Genomic DNA, 20,777 nt, shown 5'->3' with positions numbered 1-20,777 from the left:
CGCCTACCTCGAGACGTCCGTCGCGTGGACCCGCTCCGTCGACAACCCGAGCAGCTTGCCGAGGACCGAGCGCGCCGCGGGCCCGGCCACGGAGCCACCGTGTCCGCCCTGCTCCACCACCGCAGCCACCACGTACCGCGGGTTCTCGGCAGGCGCGTAGCCCACGAAGAGAGCGTAGTCGTCCTTCTTGTTGACCTCCGCGGTGCCGGTCTTGCCCTCCACCGTCGTGCCGAAACCGCGGAAGACGGCCGCGGCCGTGCCTCCCGTCGTGACGTCGCGCAGCCCGCGCCGGAGCACCCCGATCCGCCCGCGCGACAGCTTCAGGTCCCGCTCGACGCGACGTTCCCCCTGGAGGGCTGCCTTGCCGTCCACGTCGAGCACGGCGTCGAGCACGCGGGGCCGCAGGACCTCGCCGCCGTTGGCGATGGCCGCGTACGACACGGCGAGTTGCAGCGGCGTGGCCAGCATGTCGCCCTGGCCGATCGCCATGTTCACGGTGTCGCCCGGCACCCACACCGCCGCTTCCGGATAGTTCTCGTTGAACTTCTTCTTCCAGGCGGCGTCGGGCACCCGTCCGCCCACCTCCCCGGGGAGGTCGACGCCGGTGGGCGCGCCGTACCCGAACCGGCGGGCGACCTCCTGGATCTCCTCCTCGCCGCGCTTGTAGAAGGCGTAGCCGATCTCGTAGAACACCGTGTCGCACGAGTCCTGGATGCCTCGGCGGAAGCTCACCGACCCGTGCCCCGAGCGGTTCCAGCAGTACTTCGACCACTGCTCTCCCATGCCGCTCCACTTCCCGGAGCACCGGTACGTGGTCCACTCGCTCGCGATGCCGGCGTCCAGCGCCGCGGCCCCCGTGACGAGCTTGAACGTGGAGGCGGGCGGGTACGCCGCCATGATGGCGCGGTTGTTCAGGGGGTACTCGCTGCCCTCGTCGTTGAGCCGCTTCCACTCCCTGCTGCTGATGCCGCCGAGGAAGAGGCCGGGGTCGTACGTGGGCGCACTGGCCATCGCGAGCACCTCGCCGCTGCGCACGTCCATCGCCACGACCGCGCCGGCCTTGGCCTTGGGGAAGCGCTGCGCACGGGCCTCCTCGAGCGCGTCGGCGAGCGCCTTCTCCGCGACCTCCTGCACGTCAAGGTCGATCGTCAGTCGGACGTCGCGCCCCGGCACCGGCTCGATCTCCTCGATCACCCCCTTGGGACGGCCGCGCGCGTCCACCTCGATGCGCCTGTAGCCGCGGTCGCCCTGCAGCACCGTCTCGAACTGCCGCTCCGCGCCGCTCTTGCCCACTGTGTCACCGAGGCGGTAGCCGGTGAGGTCCGCCTGCACGAGCTCACGCTCGCTGATCTCACCGGTGTAGCCGAGCACGTGCGCCGCCGTGCTGCCGCCGGGGTAGTCGCGCACCGCGACCACCGCGGCTTCCACTCCCGGGAAGCGCTCCGAGTTCTCCTCGAGGTAGGCGACCACGCGCATCGGCACGTCCACCGCGACGACCCGCGGCTTCAGCGCAGCCTCGCGCACGCTCGAGAGCCGCTCCTCGATCTCGTCGGCCGGTATCCCGAGCAGCGCCGAGAGGTCGTCCACGAGCGGCCGGTCGTCCTTGGCTCCGGGTTCCACGGTCACCGCGAGGGCAGCGCGGTTGGTGACCAGCGGGCGCCCCTTGCGGTCCAGGATACGGCCGCGGGCCGCGTCGAGCGGTATCTCGTGGATCCGGTTGTCCTCGGCCTGCGCCGCGAACGTCTCGCCGAAGAGAACCTGCATCGTCCACAGCCGCACGAGCAGCACGCCGAGGATGCCGACGACGATGATGCCGAGGGCCGCGAAGCGGGGCTTGAGCCGTTGGCGGTAGTCCACGGTCGCCACAGGTCTCCTAAGCTAGGCGTTTGAAGGTGGTGATCGACGGGCCCTGTCGCAGCAACCGGGCAAGCCACGGGAAGACGAGCAGCGCCAGCACCGTGTCGTACACGGCGCCGGGCAGTACGACGCCCGCCAGCGTCGAGACGAACGGACCGCCCACCCCGAGCACCGAGAGCACGAGCCAGTACCCGAGCTCGGCGCCCAACGCGGCGACGAGCGCGACGGTCACCGGCATGAGCCACCCCGCCGCGAACATGTTCGCCTGCAGCGCTCCCGCGCCGTAGCCGACCAGCGTCAGCACGAGCGCCCAGGGCCCCACCGGCGACGTGCCGAGCAGGTCGAGCAGGAGCCCGGCCGCGAAGCCCGCCGAGGCGCCGTGCCGCGGCCCCTCCACCAGCGCGATCACGACGACCACGAGCAGCAGGAAGTTAGGCACGACGCCGCCGATCGCGAACTCCGGGGCGATGGCCACCTGGAGCAGCGTCGCCGCCGCGATCGCGCCGACCGTCGGAAGCAAGCCCCTCACTCCGGATCCACCCCCTCCACCTCCGGCGCCCCGCCGCGCAGCACGAGGACCTCCTCGATCCGGCCGACCGGCACGGCGGGGGCGACCACGATCCTCGGGAAGAGGTCGGCCGAGCGCGCCTCGACCTCCACCACCTCGCCTACCGGCAGGCCTCTGGGGTAGACGCCGCCCATGCCGGAGGTGAGGACCACGTCGCCGACCTTGGGCAGGTTCTTGCGGTCGGTGAAGTCCAGCGTCATCAGCCCCTCGATCGAGCCGCGGACGACGCCCTCGGCGCGCGTCCGCTGGACCATGGCCGCCACCCCGCTACGCTGGTCGGTGATGAGCCGTATCCTGGCGCTGCGCGCCGAGACCGTCACGACCTGCCCGAGGAGGCCCTCGCTGCCCACCACCGGCATCCCCGGCACGACCCCGTGGTCGGTGCCCCGGTCGATCGTCATGGCGCCCTCCCACGGTGCTGCCGGCTTGCCGATGATGTGGGCCGCAAGGGCGTCGTAACGCTCCTGCTCGGCGAAGCCGACCAGCGCCCGGAGCCGCGCGTTCTCCAGAGCGGCCTCCTGCAGGTCGGCGTTCGCACGGCGCAGCTCCGCGTTCTGCTCGCGCAGCGTCTCGATCTGGGTGCGCGACAGGCCCAGTGCGGCCACACGGTCACCCGTCCAGCGGATGGGCGCCGTGACCCATCGTCCCGCCCGCACCGCGGGCGTCACGGCGGCCAGCAGTCCCGAGCGGGTCCGGTGCAACGGGCCGGCGTCGCCTTCCCTGAAGTAGAGGGTCATCAGGACCAGGGACGCCGTGATGAGCGCGGCGAGCAGCAGCGGACCGGATCGATGTGGGTCGTTGCCTAGGGACCTCATGGATGCCTTCGGCCGGCCGCGAGCCGGCTAGCGCGAGACGGTCAGTACCTTCTTGAGCGCATCGATCTCCTCGAGCGCCATGGCGCTTCCGAGCACGACGTTGATGAGCGCGTTCTCGGAGACGTGCACGGGCATGCTCGTCTCCGCCTTCAGACGGTCGTCGATGCCCTTGAGCAGCGCGCCGCCGCCGGTCAACACGATGCCGTACTCCATGATGTCGCTGGAGAGCTCGGGCGGGGTCTGCTCCAGGCTGCCCTTGATCGCCGCGATGATCGCCAGCGTCGGCTCCTCGACGGCCCCGCGGATCTCCTCCGAGGAGATCTGCAGCGTCCTGGGCAGCCCGGTGAGCAGGTCGCGGCCGCGCACCTCGACGTCCAGCTCCTCGGTCAGCGGGTGGGCCGAGCCGATCTCGAACTTGATCTCCTCGGCGGTGCGCTCCCCGATGAGCACGTTGTACTCGCGCTTGATGTGGTTGATGATCGCCTCGTCGAACTCGTCGCCGCCGATGCGTATCGACTGCGCCACCACCACGCCGCCCAGCGAGATCACGGCGACCTCGGTGGTGCCGCCCCCGATGTCCACGACCATGTTGCCGGTGGGCTCCTGGATCGGCAGACCCGCCCCGATGGCGGCGGCCATCGGCTCCTCGATCAAGTACGCGTGACGCGCCCCGGCCTGCATGGTCGCCTCGAAGACCGCGCGCTTCTCGACCTCCGTCACGCCGGACGGCACGCAGACCACCACGCGCGGTTTGGGCTGCCAGGGGAAGCGTTTCAAACGAGTCTTGTTTATGAAGTAGCGCAGCATCGCCTCGGTGACCTCGAAGTCGGCGATGACCCCGTCCTTCAGCGGGCGGATGGCCACGATGCTGCCGGGCGTGCGGCCGAGCATGCGCTTGGCCTCGATGCCCACGGCCAGCACGCGCTTGGTGTCCTTCTCGACGGCCACGACCGACGGCTCGATCAGCACGATGCCCCGTCCTCGGACCGAGACCAGCGTGTTGGCGGTGCCGAGGTCGACCGCCATGTCGCCGCCCCACGAGTTGAAGAACATATCGATGAGCGACACCCGTCGTCTCCTCGTCTTCACGGCCGCGAACGAGCGCGGCGAGGGCCGCCGGGAGCCGACGGCGCGAAAGAACGGCCCGCGACCCCACCGGGTGCGCGGCCGCTCCAAGGTCCGGTAGAGCATACCACAGGGCGACTCTCCCGCATGACATCTCCGCAGGTTCCACGGTCACATCGCGCCCATGTCGCGTAAGCTGGCGTGCGTCCCTCCGTCGCCGATGATCACGTGGTCGAGCACCTCGATCCCGAGCACGTCCCCCGCGCGTACCAGGCGCCGGGTGAGCTGCATGTCCGCGCCCGAGGGCGTCGGGTCGCCGCTGGGGTGGTTGTGGACGAGCACCACGGAGGCTGCCGAGACGCGGACCGCCTCCTTGAACAGCTCGCGCGGGTGCACGATCGAGGCGTTGAGGCTGCCTACCGAGATCTCCAGCAGCCGAAGGAGCCGGTTCTTGGTGTTGAGCGCCAGGATCCAGAAGTGCTCGCGGTCCAGCCCCCACAGCTGCGGCCCGCATATCTCCACCACCTGCTCGGGAGTCGAGACCACCGGTCTCGCTCCCTGACCCCTGCTCGCCGCGCGGCGGCTCACCTCGAGGCACGCGAGCACACGCGCCGCGGCGGCCGGCCCCACACCGGGGTAGCGGACGAGCTCCTCGGCGCACAGGCGCCACAGGTCGGGCAGGGGGTGACTCCGCAGTATCTCCCGCGCGCTGCCCTCGGCCGTGCCGGCGAGCACCGCCAGCAGCGCCTCGTCCGAGACGGACTCCGGATACCCGGAGAGGAGCAGCTCCCTCGCCGGGACCTCAGAGCTCCCGAGCGGCCGCGGGGCCACGCGGCACCCCCTCCCCCGTCCCCGGTGCGCCTTCGGCGAGGGGGCGGGAGAGGACGCGGGGAGCGCGAGAGAGGGCCGCGGCGGCCATCGACCCGGTCGCCAGGCCCGCCGCGAGGGCGAGCGCCAGGGAGAGCGGGGCGAGCGAGAGCGGGGCCGGCGACCCGGTCAGGACGCACGCCGCCGCGAGTTGGGCGAGCACGTGGGCGGCCGCGCCGGCGACCGACCAGCCCACGGCGCTGAACGTCCGGCCCGCCGAGGCGAGACCGGCCATGACCAGCCACGCCGCACCGGCGCCGGCAAGCGCCATGGCCGAGGCCGGTCCCCCGAGGGAGCCTGTCGCCAGCCCCACGGCCAGCACACGGCCCAGGCTCACGACCAGCGCCGGGCGCGCTCCGAGCAGCGCGAGCGCGACCACCACGGCGACGTTGCCGAGCCCGAGGCGGACACCCGGCACCGGCAACGGCGGCAATGCGACGGCCTCCGCGTAGCCCAGCACGGCGGCGAGCGCCACGAGGGCCGCCGTCTGAACGGTGAGGTCAGCGCGAGACGGCATCCAGCGACCCTCCCGCGCTCTCGATGACGACGCGGTTCGGCGCGCACACCACGGGGCGACCCGCCGAGGACCACCCGCTTCGCACGCAGACCTGGTCGGGGCAGTCGGCCTCCAGCACGCGCGCGCGCCCGCCGGCGACCTCCACGACGAGCTCCCCTCGCGAGCCGGCGACCTTCAACCGCGCATCCTCGGCGAAGCGGCTCACTCCCTGCGGGGAGCGCACGGTCACGCCCCCCTCGGGACCGGCGATCGCGCGGGAAGACAGCGGCACCGCGGCCAGTGCCAGCGCGCCGACGACGGCCACGACGATACGGTCACCGCGGGTCATCAGGCCTCGGCAGCCTCCTTGGGACGTGACGCGGGCTTGACCGCGGCGTCGCCCGCCTTGCCGTCGAAGGCGCTCGTGGGGAGCCTGCTCCCCGCCCCGGTGAAGTCGATGCAGTCCTGCGGGCACACCTCCACGCAGACGCCGCAGGCCGTGCACTTGGCGTAGTCGATGACGGCGTTGCCGTCCTCCACGTGTATGGCATCGGACTCGCACGCCTTCTCGCACTTCTTGCAGGCGATACAGCACACGGGGCACGTCTTCTTTCGCAGCGCCGGCTTGTCGTGCGCGCTGCAGCGCACCACGACCGCCGCATCGTCGGGAATCATCTCGAGCAGCTTGAACCGGTCGCGCGGGCACTCCTTGACGCACAGCCCGCACCCGGTGCACTTGCGCAGGTCGATCACGGGCAGGCGGCGCTCGTCGAGGTGGATCGCGTCGAACGGGCACGCCGACACGCAGTCCCCGTACCCGAGGCACCCCCAGGCGCATGCGAGGTCCCCGCCCCCGACCCTCTGCACGGCGTTGCACGACAGGACACCCGAGTAGTCGAACGCCCGCTCCGCCCGGGTCCCTCCGCCGCAGTGCCGGGCCGAGACGACCGCGGCCATCGTAGCCTTCTCCAGCCCGAGCGTCTCGCAGACCGCCTCGGCCACCGACGGTCCGCCTGCCGTGCACGCGGTCGGCGGCAGCGTGCCCTCCACCATGCCCACGGCCACCTGGAAGCACGACGGGTTGCCGCATGCCCCGCAGTTCGCCCCCGGCAGCATCGTGTTGACGCGGGCGACGCGCTCGTCGACCTCCACGTGGAAGGCGCGAGAGGCCACGGCGAGCGCCGCGCCGATGACCAGCCCCATGAGGGCGAGGGCCCCGATCGCTTTGAGCAGCAGTGTCGCGTCCAAGGAGACCCTCCTTCCCTACAGCCCGAACCAGCCCGCCAGCCCGATGTAGGCCAGCGAGAGCAAACCCGCGGTTATGAACGCCATCGGCGCGCCCTTGAGCGCGGCCGGCGCAGGAGCGAGTTCCAGCCGGTCCCGGATCGCCGCGAACGTCAGCAGCGCGAAGCCGAAGCCCACCGCGCTGCCGAGCGTGTAGACGATCGCCTGAAGGAAATCGCCCACGTAAAAGTCCACCCCGAGCTTGAAGAACTCCACCTTCACCGACTCCGTGGCGGTGGCCAGCACCGCGCAGTTGGTGGTGATCAGCGGCAGGAAGATCCCCATCGCCGTGTACAACGGGGGGCTCGACTTGCGCAGGAACATCTCCACGAACTGCACGAGCCCGGCGATCACCAGGATGAACGCGGGGATGTACAGGAAATCCCCGACGCCGAGCGGCTCGAGCAGGAAGCGCCAGAACACCCACGTCGCCGCCGACGCCATCGTCATCACGAAGACCACAGCGAGGCTCATGCCGATGGATGTCTCGTAGCTCGACGAGACGCCGAAGAAGGGGCACAGGCCGATGAACCTCGTCAGCAGGATGTTGCTGACGAACGCGGCGCCGATGAAGAGCAGCCCGTACTGCGCCAGCGTGCTCATGCCGCTGCCTCCTCGCCGAACCCCTCGTCGACGTGTGCCCGTATGCGCCTGCCCTTGTTCCAGGACTCGAACGCGTTGATCGCGCCCATCAGGAAGCCGAACAGGATGAACGCGCCGGGGAACAGGATGAGGATGCTGGGAGGCTGGTAGAACCCCGGCATCCGGAGAAGCGTGGCGCCGAGGAAGTCGAGGTGCCCGGAGCCGAAGAGCTCGCGCACGAATCCCAGGGTCACGATCACCATCGCGAAACCGAGCCCCTTGCCGAGTCCGTCGGCGACGGAGAGCGTCACGCCGTTCTGGTAGGCGAACGCCTCGGAGCGCCCGAGGATGAGGCAGTTCACGACGATGAGCGGGATCCATATCCCGAGGATCGCGTAGATGCTCGGAAGGAACGCCTTCATGGTCAGGTCGACGATGGTCACGAACGTGGCGATGACCACGATGAAGACCGGGATGCGGACCGTGGTGGGCACCAGAGTGCGGATCGACGAGACGATCACGTTGCTCATCACGAGCACGAAGATCACCGCCAGGGCCATGAAGAAGGCTCCCTGGATGAGGTTCGACACCGCCAGGGTGGCACACAGCCCTATCATCAGACGCGTGAGCGGGTTCTCCAGGACCAGTCCCGAACGGAACACACGCAGCCACTCGCTCATCGGCTCGCCACCTCCTCCCCTCTCAGCACCTCGTCGAACACGCGTCCCGCGGCCGCCACGCCGTTGGCGACACCGCGCGACGACTTCGTCGCACCGCTGATCGCATCCAGCGTCTTGGCGTCGTCGGCGATCGTCTCGGCGGACCACGCCGAGAACTGCTCCAGGAACCGGGCCTGCCCGACCTGCGTCCCCAGCCCCGGAGTCTCGTTCATCGTGAGTATGCTGACGCCGAGGACTTTCCCATTCCTATCCACGGCCACGACCATCTGTATCCTGCCGCCGTAGCCACGAGGTGCCACCTTCAGCGCCCACCCCGCCTCCTCCTCCGCGGTCACCGCGCGGAAGATCCCGAGCACCCGTGGCTCGCCCGCGGCCTCCTGCGCCCGCGTGAGGAGCGCCTCATCGAGCACGGGGTCGAAGCTCTCGGCGCCCTGATAGGCCGCCGACAGCGACCGCGCCTCGGCCTGCCGGTCCTGGTCCAGGATCCGCTCCCTCGTCGCCAGATACGTCGCTCCGAGAGCACCCGACGCGACCACGCACGTGACCACGACGGAGAGGACCAGCCTAAGAGGATGATTGTCACTCACTGCGGCTCACCCACCCGTAGGTCCTCGGCACGAAGGCCCGGTCCAGCATCGGCGCCAGACCGTTCATGAACAGGATCGCAAAGGTCGTGGCCTCCGGCATCGAGCCGAAGAAGCGCCCCAACGCGTTGAAGACGCCGCAGCCCACTCCGAAGAGCAGCCGCGCGTTGGGCGACATCGGGGAGGAGACGTAGTCGGTCGCCATGTAGAAGGCGCCGATCATGAGCCCGCCGGCGAGCATATGGAAGACGGGGTCGCCCCCGAAGGCCGCGGACAGCACCGCCATCGTCCCGACGTAGCCGGCGGGGATCCGCCAGTCGATGATGCGGACCGCGACCAGCACCAAGCCCCCGGCGATGAGCAGAGCGGCGGAGATCTCGCCGATGGACCCCGAGAGATTCCGGAAGAGCAGGTCCCCGTAGAGCGAGGACGTCTGGAACCCGTACCCTCCGGCCGCCGCCCGGTCAGCCGCGGCCAGTCCCAGCGGCGTGGCGCCGCTCACGGCGTCCAGCTCGCCGACGCCCTCCATCCCCAGCGTGCGGAACCACCCCCCGTTGGGCTGCAGAGCCAGCACGCCGGCCCACGAGATGACTATCATCGCGCGGCCGACGAGCGCCGGGTTGAACAGGTTCCAGCCCAGCCCGCCGAAGAGCATCTTGCCGAGCCCGATGGCGACGACACCTCCGGCGAACGCCATCCACCACGGTGTGTAAGGGGGCAGCGTCATCGCCAGCAGTACGCCCGTGAGCACAGCGGTCAGGTCGCCGAGCGTGTGACGCTTCTTGGCGATCGCGTTCCATGCGAACTCGGTGCCCACCGCGCCGGTGAGGCTGCCCGCGGCCACGAGCAGCGCCGGGGTGCCCATGTTCCACAGTGCCCACAGCAGCGACGGCGCCAAAGCCGCCAGCACCCACGCCATGATGCCCCGTGCGGTCAAGGACGCCGCGATGTGCGGGGAGGACCCGGCCTTGAGCCGGCGAACACCCCCTGCCTCGCTCACTGCTTCGCTCCTTTCAGCATCGCCGCCTGCTTCGCGCGACGGAGCAGCTGCACCAGCGGCCGGCTCGTCGGGCACGCGTACGCGCAGCACCCGCACTCGATGCAGTCCAGTACGTGGGCCTCCTCGGCCCTGGACCAGTCACCGCCGGTCGCGAAGATCCCGATCGCGTACGGCCGGAGGAATATCGGGCAGGCCTCCGCGCAGCGCCCGCACCTGATGCAGGGCTGGTCGCCGTAGACCTCGGGCGGTACCTGGTCCGCTCGCAGCACCGTGATCCCGGAGGTGCCTTTGGTGACAGGGACGTCGAGCACCCCGAGGGCGAAGCCGGTCATCGGCCCGCCGGAGACCACGCGGCCGACCGGCTCGACGAGGCCGCCCGCGGCCTCTATCAGCGCCGACACGGGCGTGCCCAGCAGCGTCAGGTAGTTGCCCGGCCGCGCCACTGCACCGGTGACGGTGACGATCCGCTCGATGAGCGGCTTCCCCCGGTCGACGGCGTCGGCCACGGCGGCGGCGGTGCCGACGTTGTGCACCAGCGCGCCGGTGGCGGCAGGGAGCTTGCCCTTGGGGACCTCCTTGCCCAGCAGCGTCCAGATCAGCTGCTTCTCCGCCCCTTGGGGGTAGCGGGTCGGGAGCGCCGCGACCTCGACGTCGTCGCCCGCGACGGCACGAAGGGCCTCCACCGCATCCATCTTGTTATCCTCGACCCCTATGACGACACGCGAGGCGCCCACCGCGTCGCGGATCAGCCGCCCCCCGCGCACGACGCGCTCCGGCTGCTCGAGCATGAGGCGGTGGTCGGCCGTCAGGAACGGCTCGCACTCGCAGCCGTTCAGGATCACGGTGCTGATCCGCATGTCCTGAGGGGGCTGCAGCTTCACGGCGGACGGGAAGGCCGCCCCGCCCATGCCGACGATGCCCGCCGCCCGCACAACGGCCTTGACGTCCTCGGATCGCTCCAGCGTCACGAAGGAGTCCAGGTCCTGCTCGGCATCGGGGACGATCTCGACGGCGCGCGACCGCAGACCGGGTGCGAGCGGGACCTCGACGACGCCGGCCACCTGGCCGTCCACGGGCGAGTGCACCGGCGCGCTCACCATCGCCTCTACACTGCCGACCACCTCGCCCCTTCGGACCCGGTCGCCCTTCGCCACGACGGGCTCGTTCGGAGCGCCGAGGTGCTGGCTCATCGGCACGACGATCCGCTCGGGTACGGGCGCACGGACCACGACCCGTCCTTCGGTGGCCTCTTTGTGCTCCGGAGGGTGCACTCCACCCCGGAAACGTACATACGCCAAATTCATCACCTCGAGGTGATACGGGAGCGGGGGGACGCGTTTCGACTACGATCCGATATCCCGGCCCGGACTCCTTCAGCCGCACCTCTTACCCCAAGGCCGGTGTCCCGGAGGGCGATCTCCAGGACGGCCTTAGGGATGCATTGTACGGCTGTTCGCCATGGCGCGCACCCATGACCTTCGCGTCGGCTTCGCGACTTGTCCGGTCGGCTCAGCCGAAGAAGACCGCGATCTCCCGCTCCGCACTGGCGGGCGAATCGGATCCGTGCACGAGGTTCGCGTCGAGCTCGAGGCCGTAATCGCCACGGATGGTCCCGGGCGCCGCCTCGGCGGGGTCCGTCGCGCCGATGAGCTTGCGCACAACGGAGACGGCCCCGGGACCGGAGAGGACCATCTTGAGCACGGGCCCCGAAGTGACGTAGGCGATGAGCCCCTCGTAGAAGGACCTCCCCTGATGCTCGGCGTAGTTGGCGGCGGCCTGCTCCTTGGTCACCGTGCCGTACTCGGCCCGCTCGATCGTCAGGCCGGCGTCCTCGAAGCGGGACACGATCCGCCCCACCAGACCCCGCGCCACGGCATCCGGCTTGATCATCACGTAGGTCCTCTGGGTCACTCGGTCTCCTTCTTCACGTATCCGGCGAGCGGCCTCCCTACGAGCCCCCGCCCGTCGAGCGCCAGTCGTTCTCGACGCCCGTGACCTTCCATCCCACGCCCTCGCGCGCCAGCGTCAGCTTCAGACGGAGCGGCGCCCCGCGGTCCAGGGTCAGCGTCACCTCGACGACCGACCTGGACGCCGAACGGTCGACGCCCCCGATGGTGAAGCCCTGGAAGCTCGGAGGCACCTTCGCCATCTCCTTGTCGATGTCCTTCTCGGGCACGGCCACCCAGTAGCCCTCGATGGCCGTCCCCTTGCCGCGCGCGTGGAGAAGCCCCTTCACGGTGCCCGACTGGGTCGGGTATCCCAGCCCTGCGGCGTAGGCCGAGACGAGGACGACCACCGTCGCAAGAGCGCCGGCCACCCACAAGCCCGGGCCCTTCCGGCCGCCGGAGGCCGCGCGGTCGCGACGCTCGTCGCGGCGCGCCGCGCGGTCGCTCTCCCGCATCTGCTCCTCGGTCCGGTTGAAGAAGTCGGCCATGCGGTCGCCCTGCTCGCCCGCAGCCGTCGCGTCCGGCACCGTAGGCACCGCGGCCCCGGGCGGGACCGCCACCATGGCGTCCACGCCGGCTCTCACGCTCCCCGGGATCTCGGCGCGGGGCGCTTGGCCGGGCACCTCCTCCACGCGGACTTCCGGCGCGACCGGCGGCATCTCGCCGGTCACCCAGCCCTCCACGATCTCGCGGTCCCCCGCCCGGCCGGTCGCCGCCCGGCGGCTCGCCTCGTAGACGGCCGCCGTGTCGGGGGAGAGCGTATGGTCGTAGAGTGCCACGGCCTTCTCGAACGCGCGGATGGCGTCCTCGTGCTTGCCCACCGACGCGAACGCCACGCCCAGGTTCGCGGCCGCGCGCCCCTTGCCCTTGTACTCCGGCAGCTCGAGAGCGGCCTTGTACGCCTCGATCGCGTCCTCGGGCCGGTCGAGCCGCATCAGGCACAGGCCGAGGTTGTTCAGCGCCTTGCCCGGGTCCCGGTTGCCCGTGTCCAGCGCCGCCTGCCGATAGGCGAGAGCGGCGTCCTCCACGCGCCCCATCTCCCACAGGGCACCTGCCATCCCCTGGAGGGCCTTGTGGTCGGCATCGTAGCCCGGTTCCTCCAGGGCCTCGCGGTAGGCCCTCACCGCCTCGTCGTAGGCCCCGGTCGCCGCTTGCGCGGTTCCGAGGTTCGCCCACACCGCGCCGCGCTTCTCGTAGATCTCGTCCATGAGAGCGTGGCCGTAGACCGTCACCGCGTCCGAGTACCGCCGCAACCGCATGAGGGAGTTGCCCGCCCTGTGGTAGGCGGCGCCGTTCCCTTCCTTGCCCCGCCCCGCGGAAGCAAGGAAGGCCTTGGCGGCCGCCCGCAAATCGCCGGCGGCGTAGGCCTCCTCGGCCTCGCGGAAGCGCGCTTCGTCCACCCGGGCCCCTACTCGCGCACGTCGATCGTCCCGATGGAGTCACCGATCTCGATGCTCTCCACAACGTCCATTCCGCTCGTGACCTGACCGAAGACGGTGTAGTTGCCGTCAAGGAACGGCTGTGGCCCGAGGCAGATGTAGAACTGGGAGCCGGCGGAGTCCGGGCTCTCGCTCCTGGCCATCGCGAGCGTCCCCGTCACGTGCTTGCGCGAGTTGAACTCCGCTCTCACGTTGAACCCCGGGCCGCCGGTTCCCAGCGCCGGGTCCTGCGGCCGCATCGTCCGCGTCCTCTGCCGCTCGATGACCGCTCTGACCTCCGCCGCCGAGAGGCCCTTGGTGAGCGGGTCACCTCCCTGCACCACGAATCCGGGCTCAACGCGGTGGAACCGGATGCCGTCGTAGAACCCGTCCTCGGCGAGCTTCAGGAAGGACTTCACGGTCTCGGGGGCATCCTCGGGGTAGAACTCGACCTCGACGTCCCCCTTGGACGTCCTGATGAGAGCCGTCGCGCCTGCGGTGGGAGTAGCCACCTGTGCCTCCCCTTCCTCCCGCGTCTCGGGCGGTAGCGTTTCCGTTTCCTCGGCGGTGCTTCGACCGTCCCGACCCCCCCCGCCGCCGTCGGCCTGCCCGCCCGAGCACCCTTGCAGCGCGAGGACCGACGAGACCAGCGCCACGGTGAGCGCGAGGGCGACGGGGCCGAGCGGGAATCTACGCAATCGTGGTCCCTCCGTCCGTGTCGCAGGCGCCAGCGGACAGAGGACCGGGCATCCCGCTCGGGGCTGTGGGTCATTCTATCAGTGGCCGCTCGCTAGGAGTATCATTGTCCGGACTCGCTCCGGACCGGAGCCCTCCGGCGCGCACACGGTTGAGACGGACCGAAGGAGGAGATGCGCTTGGGAGCACCCAGCACGGACAAGGTCCGAAACGTGGTTCTCGTCGGCCATCAGGGAGCAGGCAAGACGTCCCTGGCCGAGGCGATGATGTACCTGGCCGGCGAGACGAAACGCCTCGGTAAGGTCGGGGCCAGCTCCAACCTCGACTACGACCCCGAAGAGGTCAAACGGGGCTTCACGGTGAACCTGAGCCTCGCTCCGCTGACGTTCAAGGGCTTCAAGGTCAACGTGATCGACACCCCCGGCTACGTCGACTTCGTCGCCGACGCGATCGCCGGGATACAAGCCGCCGAGATGGCCCTGTTCGTTGTCGACGCGGTCGCCGGGCCGCAGGTGCAGACGGAGCGCCTCTGGAAGATCGCGGGGGACATGGGCGTCGCCCGGGCCGTCTTCGTGAACCGGCTGGACAAGGAGCATGCCGACTTCGACGCGACCATGGCCAAACTCGACGCCGCCTTCGGGCACCGGGTCGGCACCGTTCAGATCCCGATGGGCGCGGAGGCCGACCTTCGCGGCGTCGTCGACGTGATCCGGATGAAGGCCTTCCACCACGAGGGCGACAAGGAGGTCGTCGGCGACGTCCCCGCGGAGTTCGCCGACGCCGCCGACGCTGCCCGCGAGAAGCTGATGGACCTGGTCGCCGAGGCCGACGACGAGCTGATGGAGAAGTACCTCGAGGGCGAGAAGCTCTCACAGGAGGAGCTCGAGTCGCTGCTGGACAAGGCGATCGCCAAGGGCATCTTCATCCCGGTCTTCGTAGGTTCCGCGGAGACGCTCCAGGGCGTCGAGGACCTGCTGGAGGAGATCGTGTCGTTCTTCCCTGACCCCACGGGCCACGCCCCCATCCCCACCGCGGAGGGCGGCGAGGCCCGCGTGACCGCCGGCGGCGAGACGGCCGCGTTCGTGTTCAAGACGATGTCGGACCCGTACGTGGGGCGCATGAACTTCGTGAAGGTCGTCTCGGGTGCGGTCGCGCCCAACGTCGATCTGGTCAACGCGCGCACGGGCAAGAAGGAGCGTGCCGGCCACGTCTACAAGATGCGCGGCAAGGAGACCGAGGATGTCACCTCCGTGCCCGCGGGCGATATCGCCGTGCTGCCGAAGCTCGGCGACGTGCTCACGAACGACACGCTGTCGACCGGCGGCAAGGCGCGCTTCGGCGGCATGCCGCTGCCCGAGCCCCTGTACCCGGTCGCGGTGGTGGCCAAGACCAAGACCGACGAGGACAAGCTCGGCACGGCGCTCAAGTCGATCGTCGACGAGGACCCGAGCCTCTCGCTGCGACGCGACGACGAAACGCACCAGACCGTGCTGACCGGCATGGGCGAGACCGCGATCGACGTGGTCGTGAGCCGTCTTCGCGAGCGCTTCCACGTGGAGGCGGAGCTCGAGGAGTTGCGCATCCCGTACCGCGAGACGATCCGCAAGACCGCGCAAGCGCAGGGCCGGCACAAGAAGCAGACCGGCGGCGCCGGCCAGTTCGGTGACGCGTGGCTGCGCCTGGAGCCCAACCCCCGTGGCGGCTACGAGTTCGTCGACGAGATCGTCGGCGGCAAGATCCCCCGGCAGTTCATCCCGGCTGTGGACAAGGGCGTCCGGGAGACCATGGCGCAGGGCGTGCTCGCGGGCTATCCCGTCGTCGACGTCAAGGTCGCCGTCTATGACGGCTCGTACCACTCGGTGGACTCCTCGGAGATCGCGTTCAAGACCGCGGCGCGAATCGGCTTCCGTGCCGCCGCCGAGAAGGCGGACCCGGTCCTGCTCGAGCCCATCGCCACGATGGAGGTGCGCGTACCCGACCAGTACGCCGGCGCCGTGATGGGCGACATCAGCTCGATCCGCGGACGCGTGCTGGGCATGGACGCCCCCGAGCCCGGCGTCCAGACGATCAAGGTGCAGGTGCCCTACGCCGAGGTGGTCCACTACTCGCCGCACCTGCGCTCCATCACGAGCGGGACGGGCGAGTACAGCATCAGGATCGAGGACTACGAGCAGGTTCCCGGCGACCTGGCCAAGAAGGTCATCGAGCAGGCCGCCAAGGACAAGGAATAGCACCGCTTTCCTGCCCCGCCTCTGCAACGACGCGAGGGCCGCCTCCCTCGAGGCGGCCCTCGCGTTCGTCGGCCGATGATGACTCACGCGATGCGGCGTGCGCGGCTCGTGTGGTCTCCGCGCCGGGCGGCGTTCGGCCCACCGCCCTCGCAGGCTAGCCTTTGACGGACTCCCCGTAGCCGTAGACCCTGGCGCCGAGCGAGCGGTACTCCGTCGGGCAGTACGACAGGGGCCTCAACGCATCGTAGTCGACCTTCCCGTCGGCGAGCACGGACTCCTCGGCGTACGCGCCGAGTACGCGCGCCACGAACAAGTCGTGCACCCCCAGCGAGAGCCGCTCCACGACGGCGCACTCCAGGACGTACGCGGCCTCGGCGATCCGCGGAGCACCTACGTCCTCCGCCGGTTCCGGTGTCAGGCCGGCAGCCTCCCACTTGTCCGTGTCGCGTCCGCTGCGCACCCCGCAGACGTCCACCGAACGCACCATCTCCTCGGACAGCAGGTTCAGGCAGAACTCGCCGCTCGCCACGATGAGGCCGTGGGTGTGCCGCGTGGGACGGACCGCGACGGTGACGTGGACCGGTTCCGAGCAGGCCATACCCACCCACGCGAGCGTTATCAGGTTCGAGCCGCCGCCGGGGGCGGCGGCCGTGACCACCGCCACCGGGCTCGGGAACACGAACGCGTGCCTCGTCTCTACCTTCATCGGCACTTCCTCCCCTCGACCTTCTCCCCGCCGTCATCGACGAGACCCGGCAGCGCCGGGTCTCGATGGCGGTGCTCGATGGCGCCCTCGACAGGATTCGAACCTGTGGCCTTCTGCTCCGGAGGCAGACGCTCTATCCACTGAGCTACGAGGGCGTTTCTCCGGCGGCTCCCCGCCGTCGGCGAATGCGCACTGTACCACACGGCGGTGCCGCTCGCCACCCGACTCGGAGGGGGTCGCGGCGGTGCCCGCGACCCTAGCCCGTCGCCTCCGGGTCGGGCTATGCTCTGCCCGACACGACGCGGGTCCCCCACGAGAGACGAGGAGGCGCGTGCCCCCCGGAAGGTGCCTGCTCATCGTCAACCCCGCGGCGAGGCACGGCGTCAGCGCGAAGCTGCTTCCCGCCATCCGAGAGATCGCCGAGGGCCTCCTCGACTTCGAGGAGCACGTCACCTCCTCCCCCGAGGAGGCTCGTGCCGTGGCCCGCGAGGCCGCCGGCTTCGAGACGCTTGTCGCCGTCGGCGGCGACGGCACCGTGCACGAGGTGCTCAACGGGCTGATGGACCGCCCCGCCGAGGACCGGCCCGCGCTCGGCCTCCTCCCGACGGGCTCCGGCAACGACTACCGCCGTACCCTGGGTGTCTCGAACGACCTCTCCACCGCCGTCCGGCAGCTCGCATCCGGCGAGCGGCGGCACCTGGACGTAGGCGTCCTCCGGCTCGACGGCGAGCCGCCCTGCGGGCGGTACTTCGCGAACTCCGTCGGCATCGGCCTGGACGCTCGAGTCGCGGCCAAGGCGGTCGAGCTCAAGCTCACGAGGGGGTGGTCGGGCCTCACCCTGTACTTCCGAGCGCTTATGTTCGTGCTCCTCCGGCAGTTCTACGGACACCGCGTCCGCCTCACCTTCGACGACGGCCCCGCCGAGGCTCGATCGATGCTGCTGCTCGCGCTCAGCCACGGCCCGACCTACGGCGGCGGCTTCTTCATAAACCCCGACGCCGTCCCGGACGACGGTCTGCTCGACGTGTGCCTCATCGACGCCGTGTCGCTTCCCCAGGCGCTGTGGCGACTGCCGTTCGTGGTGGCGGGTAGGCATCGGTGGATGAGGCCGATGCACATGTCGAGGCACCGGCGGGTCGGTCTGGTGTCGGACGTCCCGGTCGAGGGCCAGGTCGACGGCGAGGTCGTCCTGTCCGTGGCCTACGACATCGAGGTGCTGCCGGGAGCCGTCGAAGCGATCGTCCCGAGGAGGTAACGGTGTTCGCATACTTCACCGATCTGGCCGCAGTGTCCGCAAGGGGTTGGCTGCTCATCGGCACCGCCCTGGCCGGCTCCTACCTCGTCGGCTCGATCCCGTGGTCCTACCTCATCGTCAAGTGGGTCACGGGTGAGGACATAACGACGCACGGGACGGGCAACGTCGGCGCGATGAACGTGCGACGCACGACGGGGTCGTGGGCCTGGTTCACGCTCGCCATGGTCCTCGACGGCCTCAAGGGGCTCCTGTCGGTCCTCGGCGTCTACGCGTTCATGGCCAGTAGGCCCGACCTCGGGGGCCAGTGGCCGCCGGCCTACGCGGCTCAGGCCGCCGTGATGGGAGCGGTGCTCGGCCACGACTTCTCGCTGTGGCTGTCTCTCGCGAAGAAGCGCGTGCTGGGAGGGAAGGGGCTCGCCACCGGCGGCGGCGCCCTGCTCGCCTACGACCCGGTGTACTTCCTGGTGGTGCTCGCCGTCGGGCTGGGCACGATCGCCCTCACCCGGTACATGATGGCCGGACAGGTGGCCGCGGCCGTCGCGCTGCCGGTCTTCGCGCTCGCCTCGGGCGCCTGGGACTGGCCGTTCGCGCTGCTGGCGGGGACCCTCATCTACGTGCGCCACCACCGCCGCTTCGTCGGCCTGCTGCGCGGCGAGGAGCCGCGGCTCTACGTCGAGGACCGCATGGGCCCCCGGGGCTGAGGCGAGGGGCCGACCCGGAGGTCGGGCCGCCGCCCTCGGCTGCGGCCGCGCCCTCGGCCGCACGCGAAGAGGCCGGCACCAGGGCGCCGGCCTCTCGTCTCGCATCTCGTCTGCGCCTACTCGAGGGTGACGGCCTCGTTCGGGCAGACGTCCAGGCACGTGCCGCACTCGGTGCAGTCGTCGGGACGCGTCAGGACGACGACGTCCTCTTCGAGGTCGAGAGCGCTCGTGGTGCACTCGTCGACGCAGATGCCGCACGCGGTGCAGAGGGAGCTGTCGACGACAGGCTTTCCCATGCGACGCCTTCCTTTCCACGCCTCCTACCGACCCGCCCGTCTCGGCTGGCGGGAGCCCGCTCCGGCCCGGGCCGGCACATCGTACCACAGGCTGGTGCAAGAACCGGGCCGACCACGGAGCGCGGCGAACCGGTGCAGCGCGGCCCGAGGAGTCGCGGAGACTCGCCTCACCTCGCCTTGTCCGCGATCTCGAACGGGCTCCAGAAGCAGAAGGGGTACGTGCGGTCCGTGACGACCTCCGTCGCCTCCCGCATCGCAGCCAGCCGGTCGCGCTCCGCTCGCAGCTCCTCGGCCATCGGCGCCAGCATAGCGGCGAGCTCCTCGTTCACCTCGCGGATCCTCCCGCCCAGGGTCTTCTTGTCGGCGCCGGGCGCTCGGATCGACTCCACCAGCGCCCTCTTCTCCTCGGCCAGCGCCTCGGCCGTGCGCCGCTCCTCGGCCGACTCGAACTCCGCCTCCCCCAGCAGCTGGTCGGGGTTGTGCCGCAGGCGGCGGAGCCGCTGCTCGGCCGCCGCCACCTCCCCCTCGCCCACGATGTGGCCGCCCAAGGGGAGGTACATCGTCATCGATGCCACCGTGTAGCGCGGCGGATCCACGCCGAAGAAGCGCCGGATGACGCCGTCGGTCACCCGGTCGTACCGTCCGCCGCCGACCCCGTGCACGAACACGTCGGCCACGAACATGCGGGTGAACATCGTGAGCGCGGCGGCCTTGGGTGCCAGCACACCGGACACGCGGGCGAGCGCGTCGCCGCCGGGACGCGAAGGAAGGCGCGCGAGGACGCCTCCGTCGGCGAGGAGCTCCGTCTCTTCGCCGACGCGGACCCGCACGGCGTCGCGCCGCCCTCCCTCCAGGTGCCACAACGGCAGCTCCACGAAACCGCCGCCGATCTGCAGGTCGGGGAAGGGCTGTGCCTCGGAGCGGCTCTTCGTCGCGGCGCGGAACGAGGCGAGCTCCGCGTTGTAGCCGGTCGCGAACCGTTCCGCCTCGGTGGCCACATGTGCGACGAAGCGCAGGAACGGCGCGGTCGCCGACTGCGCCGTCACGGGCAGTTCCAGGTAGTCGGTGCCCGCCTGCGCCTCGTACCGCCGGCGAGCGAACGTGACCAGTTCCGCGAGGTTGACCGCGCCTGGGAGCGACTCGCGCAGGGCATCGCAGAAGTCGCCGAAGTGACGCGCCACCGCCCAGTTGGGAAGCGTCGAGAGCATCCTGAGGCCGGCGGAGCAGAACGCCTCAAGCTCCTCGGCCGACGGCGGGCCCGCGCACGCGTAGCAGACGTCTCGTCCGCCCACCGCCAAGTGCTCCCGGCGTCTCTCCACCTTCCCCCGTACGACCGGAGCGGTGACACCGAGCGCATCGAACGCGTCCGAGTCGACCACCATGTCCAGCGCCGCGGCACCGGTCTCGTCGGCGAGCCGCTGCAGCAGGAAGACCTTGATCCACACGCCCGGGTGGTAGAACTCGGGCTGGTGCCCGGTGGCTACTATGTGCGCCGGTTCAGAGGGCACGGCCAGGGGAACGCCCACGCGCGCGGAGAACGCCTCTGCCGCGGCGAGGGCGTCGCGGCGCGCGTCCCGGCGCAGGGCGAGCGCGTCGGCGCCGAAGACGTCGAACCGCCACGCCCGCGCCGCCCGCGCGTTGCGCCGCATCAGCTCGGCCCACTCCGCGAAGGCCGGGCTGGTGAGCACTTCCCCGTGGCCGTGAGGGAGCGCGGGTGCCTTGTGTACCAT

22 protein-coding genes and 1 tRNA gene are annotated in these 20,777 nt (G+C 70.6%); 3 read left to right on the top strand and 20 right to left on the bottom strand.

Annotated elements, in window-relative coordinates; genetic code table 11:
• Positions 1 to 3: 3 nt before the first annotated feature.
• The 16 genes from mrdA to IBX62_00215 form a co-directional block, all read right to left on the bottom strand.
• Positions 4 to 1,866, bottom strand: a complete 1,863-nt coding sequence (gene mrdA / locus IBX62_00290; protein ID MBE0475532.1) for a penicillin-binding protein 2 — start codon at positions 1,864 to 1,866, stop codon at positions 4 to 6.
• A gap of 7 nt (positions 1,867 to 1,873) precedes the next feature.
• Positions 1,874 to 2,377: a rod shape-determining protein MreD gene (mreD, locus tag IBX62_00285; GenBank protein MBE0475531.1), complete on the bottom strand. Its 504-nt coding sequence runs from the start codon at positions 2,375 to 2,377 to the stop codon at positions 1,874 to 1,876.
• A gap of 5 nt (positions 2,378 to 2,382) precedes the next feature.
• Entirely contained in the window at positions 2,383 to 3,240 is an 858-nt protein-coding gene (gene mreC / locus IBX62_00280; GenBank protein MBE0475530.1) for a rod shape-determining protein MreC, read from the bottom strand.
• Between the two features lie 27 nt (positions 3,241 to 3,267).
• Entirely contained in the window at positions 3,268 to 4,293 is a 1,026-nt protein-coding gene (locus tag IBX62_00275) for a rod shape-determining protein (protein ID MBE0475529.1), read from the bottom strand.
• A gap of 183 nt (positions 4,294 to 4,476) precedes the next feature.
• Positions 4,477 to 5,136, bottom strand: a complete 660-nt coding sequence (gene radC / locus IBX62_00270) for a DNA repair protein RadC (GenBank protein ID MBE0475528.1) — start codon at positions 5,134 to 5,136, stop codon at positions 4,477 to 4,479.
• Positions 5,108 to 5,689: a Gx transporter family protein gene (locus tag IBX62_00265; protein ID MBE0475527.1), complete on the bottom strand. Its 582-nt coding sequence runs from the start codon at positions 5,687 to 5,689 to the stop codon at positions 5,108 to 5,110. Before IBX62_00265 ends, radC begins: the two co-directional genes overlap by 29 nt.
• Complete coding sequence (locus IBX62_00260; protein ID MBE0475526.1) at positions 5,673 to 6,017, bottom strand: NusG domain II-containing protein; 345 nt, start codon at positions 6,015 to 6,017, stop codon at positions 5,673 to 5,675. The genes IBX62_00265 and IBX62_00260 overlap by 17 nt, the downstream gene beginning before the upstream one ends.
• Positions 6,017 to 6,916, bottom strand: coding sequence for an RnfABCDGE type electron transport complex subunit B (locus IBX62_00255; GenBank protein MBE0475525.1), 900 nt, complete (start codon positions 6,914 to 6,916; stop codon positions 6,017 to 6,019). Before IBX62_00255 ends, IBX62_00260 begins: the two co-directional genes overlap by 1 nt.
• Before the next feature lie 15 nt (positions 6,917 to 6,931).
• Positions 6,932 to 7,555 (bottom strand): electron transport complex subunit RsxA, encoded by a 624-nt coding sequence (locus IBX62_00250; protein MBE0475524.1) that lies wholly within the window; start codon positions 7,553 to 7,555, stop codon positions 6,932 to 6,934.
• The gene (rsxE, locus tag IBX62_00245; protein MBE0475523.1) at positions 7,552 to 8,214 is read right to left on the bottom strand and encodes an electron transport complex subunit RsxE; all 663 of its coding nucleotides are present in this window, start codon (positions 8,212 to 8,214) and stop codon (positions 7,552 to 7,554) included. The genes IBX62_00250 and rsxE overlap by 4 nt, the downstream gene beginning before the upstream one ends.
• Positions 8,211 to 8,801 carry an FMN-binding protein gene (locus tag IBX62_00240; GenBank protein ID MBE0475522.1) on the bottom strand — a complete coding sequence of 197 codons (591 nt, stop codon included), beginning with the start codon at positions 8,799 to 8,801 and terminating at the stop codon, positions 8,211 to 8,213. The genes rsxE and IBX62_00240 overlap by 4 nt, the downstream gene beginning before the upstream one ends.
• A complete protein-coding gene (locus tag IBX62_00235; GenBank protein MBE0475521.1) occupies positions 8,794 to 9,798 on the bottom strand; it encodes an RnfABCDGE type electron transport complex subunit D in 1,005 nt (334 codons plus the stop codon). The genes IBX62_00240 and IBX62_00235 overlap by 8 nt, the downstream gene beginning before the upstream one ends.
• A complete protein-coding gene (rsxC, locus tag IBX62_00230; GenBank protein ID MBE0475520.1) occupies positions 9,795 to 11,102 on the bottom strand; it encodes an electron transport complex subunit RsxC in 1,308 nt (435 codons plus the stop codon). Before rsxC ends, IBX62_00235 begins: the two co-directional genes overlap by 4 nt.
• Before the next feature lie 205 nt (positions 11,103 to 11,307).
• Positions 11,308 to 11,688: a nucleoside-diphosphate kinase gene (ndk, locus tag IBX62_00225; protein MBE0475519.1), complete on the bottom strand. Its 381-nt coding sequence runs from the start codon at positions 11,686 to 11,688 to the stop codon at positions 11,308 to 11,310.
• A 58-nt stretch (positions 11,689 to 11,746) separates the two neighbouring features.
• A complete protein-coding gene (locus tag IBX62_00220; GenBank protein ID MBE0475518.1) occupies positions 11,747 to 13,144 on the bottom strand; it encodes a tetratricopeptide repeat protein in 1,398 nt (465 codons plus the stop codon).
• A gap of 8 nt (positions 13,145 to 13,152) precedes the next feature.
• Positions 13,153 to 13,791 (bottom strand): peptidylprolyl isomerase, encoded by a 639-nt coding sequence (locus tag IBX62_00215; GenBank protein MBE0475517.1) that lies wholly within the window; start codon positions 13,789 to 13,791, stop codon positions 13,153 to 13,155.
• A gap of 246 nt (positions 13,792 to 14,037) precedes the next feature.
• Between IBX62_00215 and IBX62_00210 the strand changes: the two genes are divergently transcribed.
• Positions 14,038 to 16,089, top strand: coding sequence for an elongation factor G (locus IBX62_00210; GenBank protein MBE0475516.1), 2,052 nt, complete (start codon positions 14,038 to 14,040; stop codon positions 16,087 to 16,089).
• 154 nt (positions 16,090 to 16,243) lie between these two features.
• Here IBX62_00210 and IBX62_00205 read toward each other — a convergent pair whose 3' ends face one another.
• Positions 16,244 to 16,795, bottom strand: coding sequence for a flavin reductase family protein (locus tag IBX62_00205; GenBank protein MBE0475515.1), 552 nt, complete (start codon positions 16,793 to 16,795; stop codon positions 16,244 to 16,246).
• Between the two features lie 79 nt (positions 16,796 to 16,874).
• Positions 16,875 to 16,950, bottom strand: a tRNA-Arg gene (locus IBX62_00200).
• A gap of 176 nt (positions 16,951 to 17,126) precedes the next feature.
• On the opposite strand from IBX62_00200, the gene IBX62_00195 reads away from it, so the two are divergent.
• Together IBX62_00195 and IBX62_00190 are read left to right on the top strand one after the other, a co-directional pair.
• Positions 17,127 to 18,050: a diacylglycerol kinase family lipid kinase gene (locus IBX62_00195; GenBank protein MBE0475514.1), complete on the top strand. Its 924-nt coding sequence runs from the start codon at positions 17,127 to 17,129 to the stop codon at positions 18,048 to 18,050.
• A 2-nt stretch (positions 18,051 to 18,052) separates the two neighbouring features.
• The gene (locus IBX62_00190) at positions 18,053 to 18,751 is read left to right on the top strand and encodes a glycerol-3-phosphate acyltransferase (protein ID MBE0475513.1); all 699 of its coding nucleotides are present in this window, start codon (positions 18,053 to 18,055) and stop codon (positions 18,749 to 18,751) included.
• A gap of 116 nt (positions 18,752 to 18,867) precedes the next feature.
• Here the strand turns inward: IBX62_00190 and IBX62_00185 are convergent, their stop codons facing one another.
• Positions 18,868 to 19,047 carry a 4Fe-4S binding protein gene (locus tag IBX62_00185; GenBank protein MBE0475512.1) on the bottom strand — a complete coding sequence of 60 codons (180 nt, stop codon included), beginning with the start codon at positions 19,045 to 19,047 and terminating at the stop codon, positions 18,868 to 18,870.
• A 167-nt stretch (positions 19,048 to 19,214) separates the two neighbouring features.
• Entirely contained in the window at positions 19,215 to 20,777 is a 1,563-nt protein-coding gene (locus IBX62_00180; GenBank protein ID MBE0475511.1) for a hypothetical protein, read from the bottom strand.

The sequence above is a fragment of the Coriobacteriia bacterium genome (genome assembly GCA_014859305.1).
Taxonomy (GTDB): Bacteria; Actinomycetota; Coriobacteriia; order Anaerosomatales; family Kmv31; genus Kmv31.
This window is presented reverse-complemented; position numbering and strand designations above follow the sequence as displayed.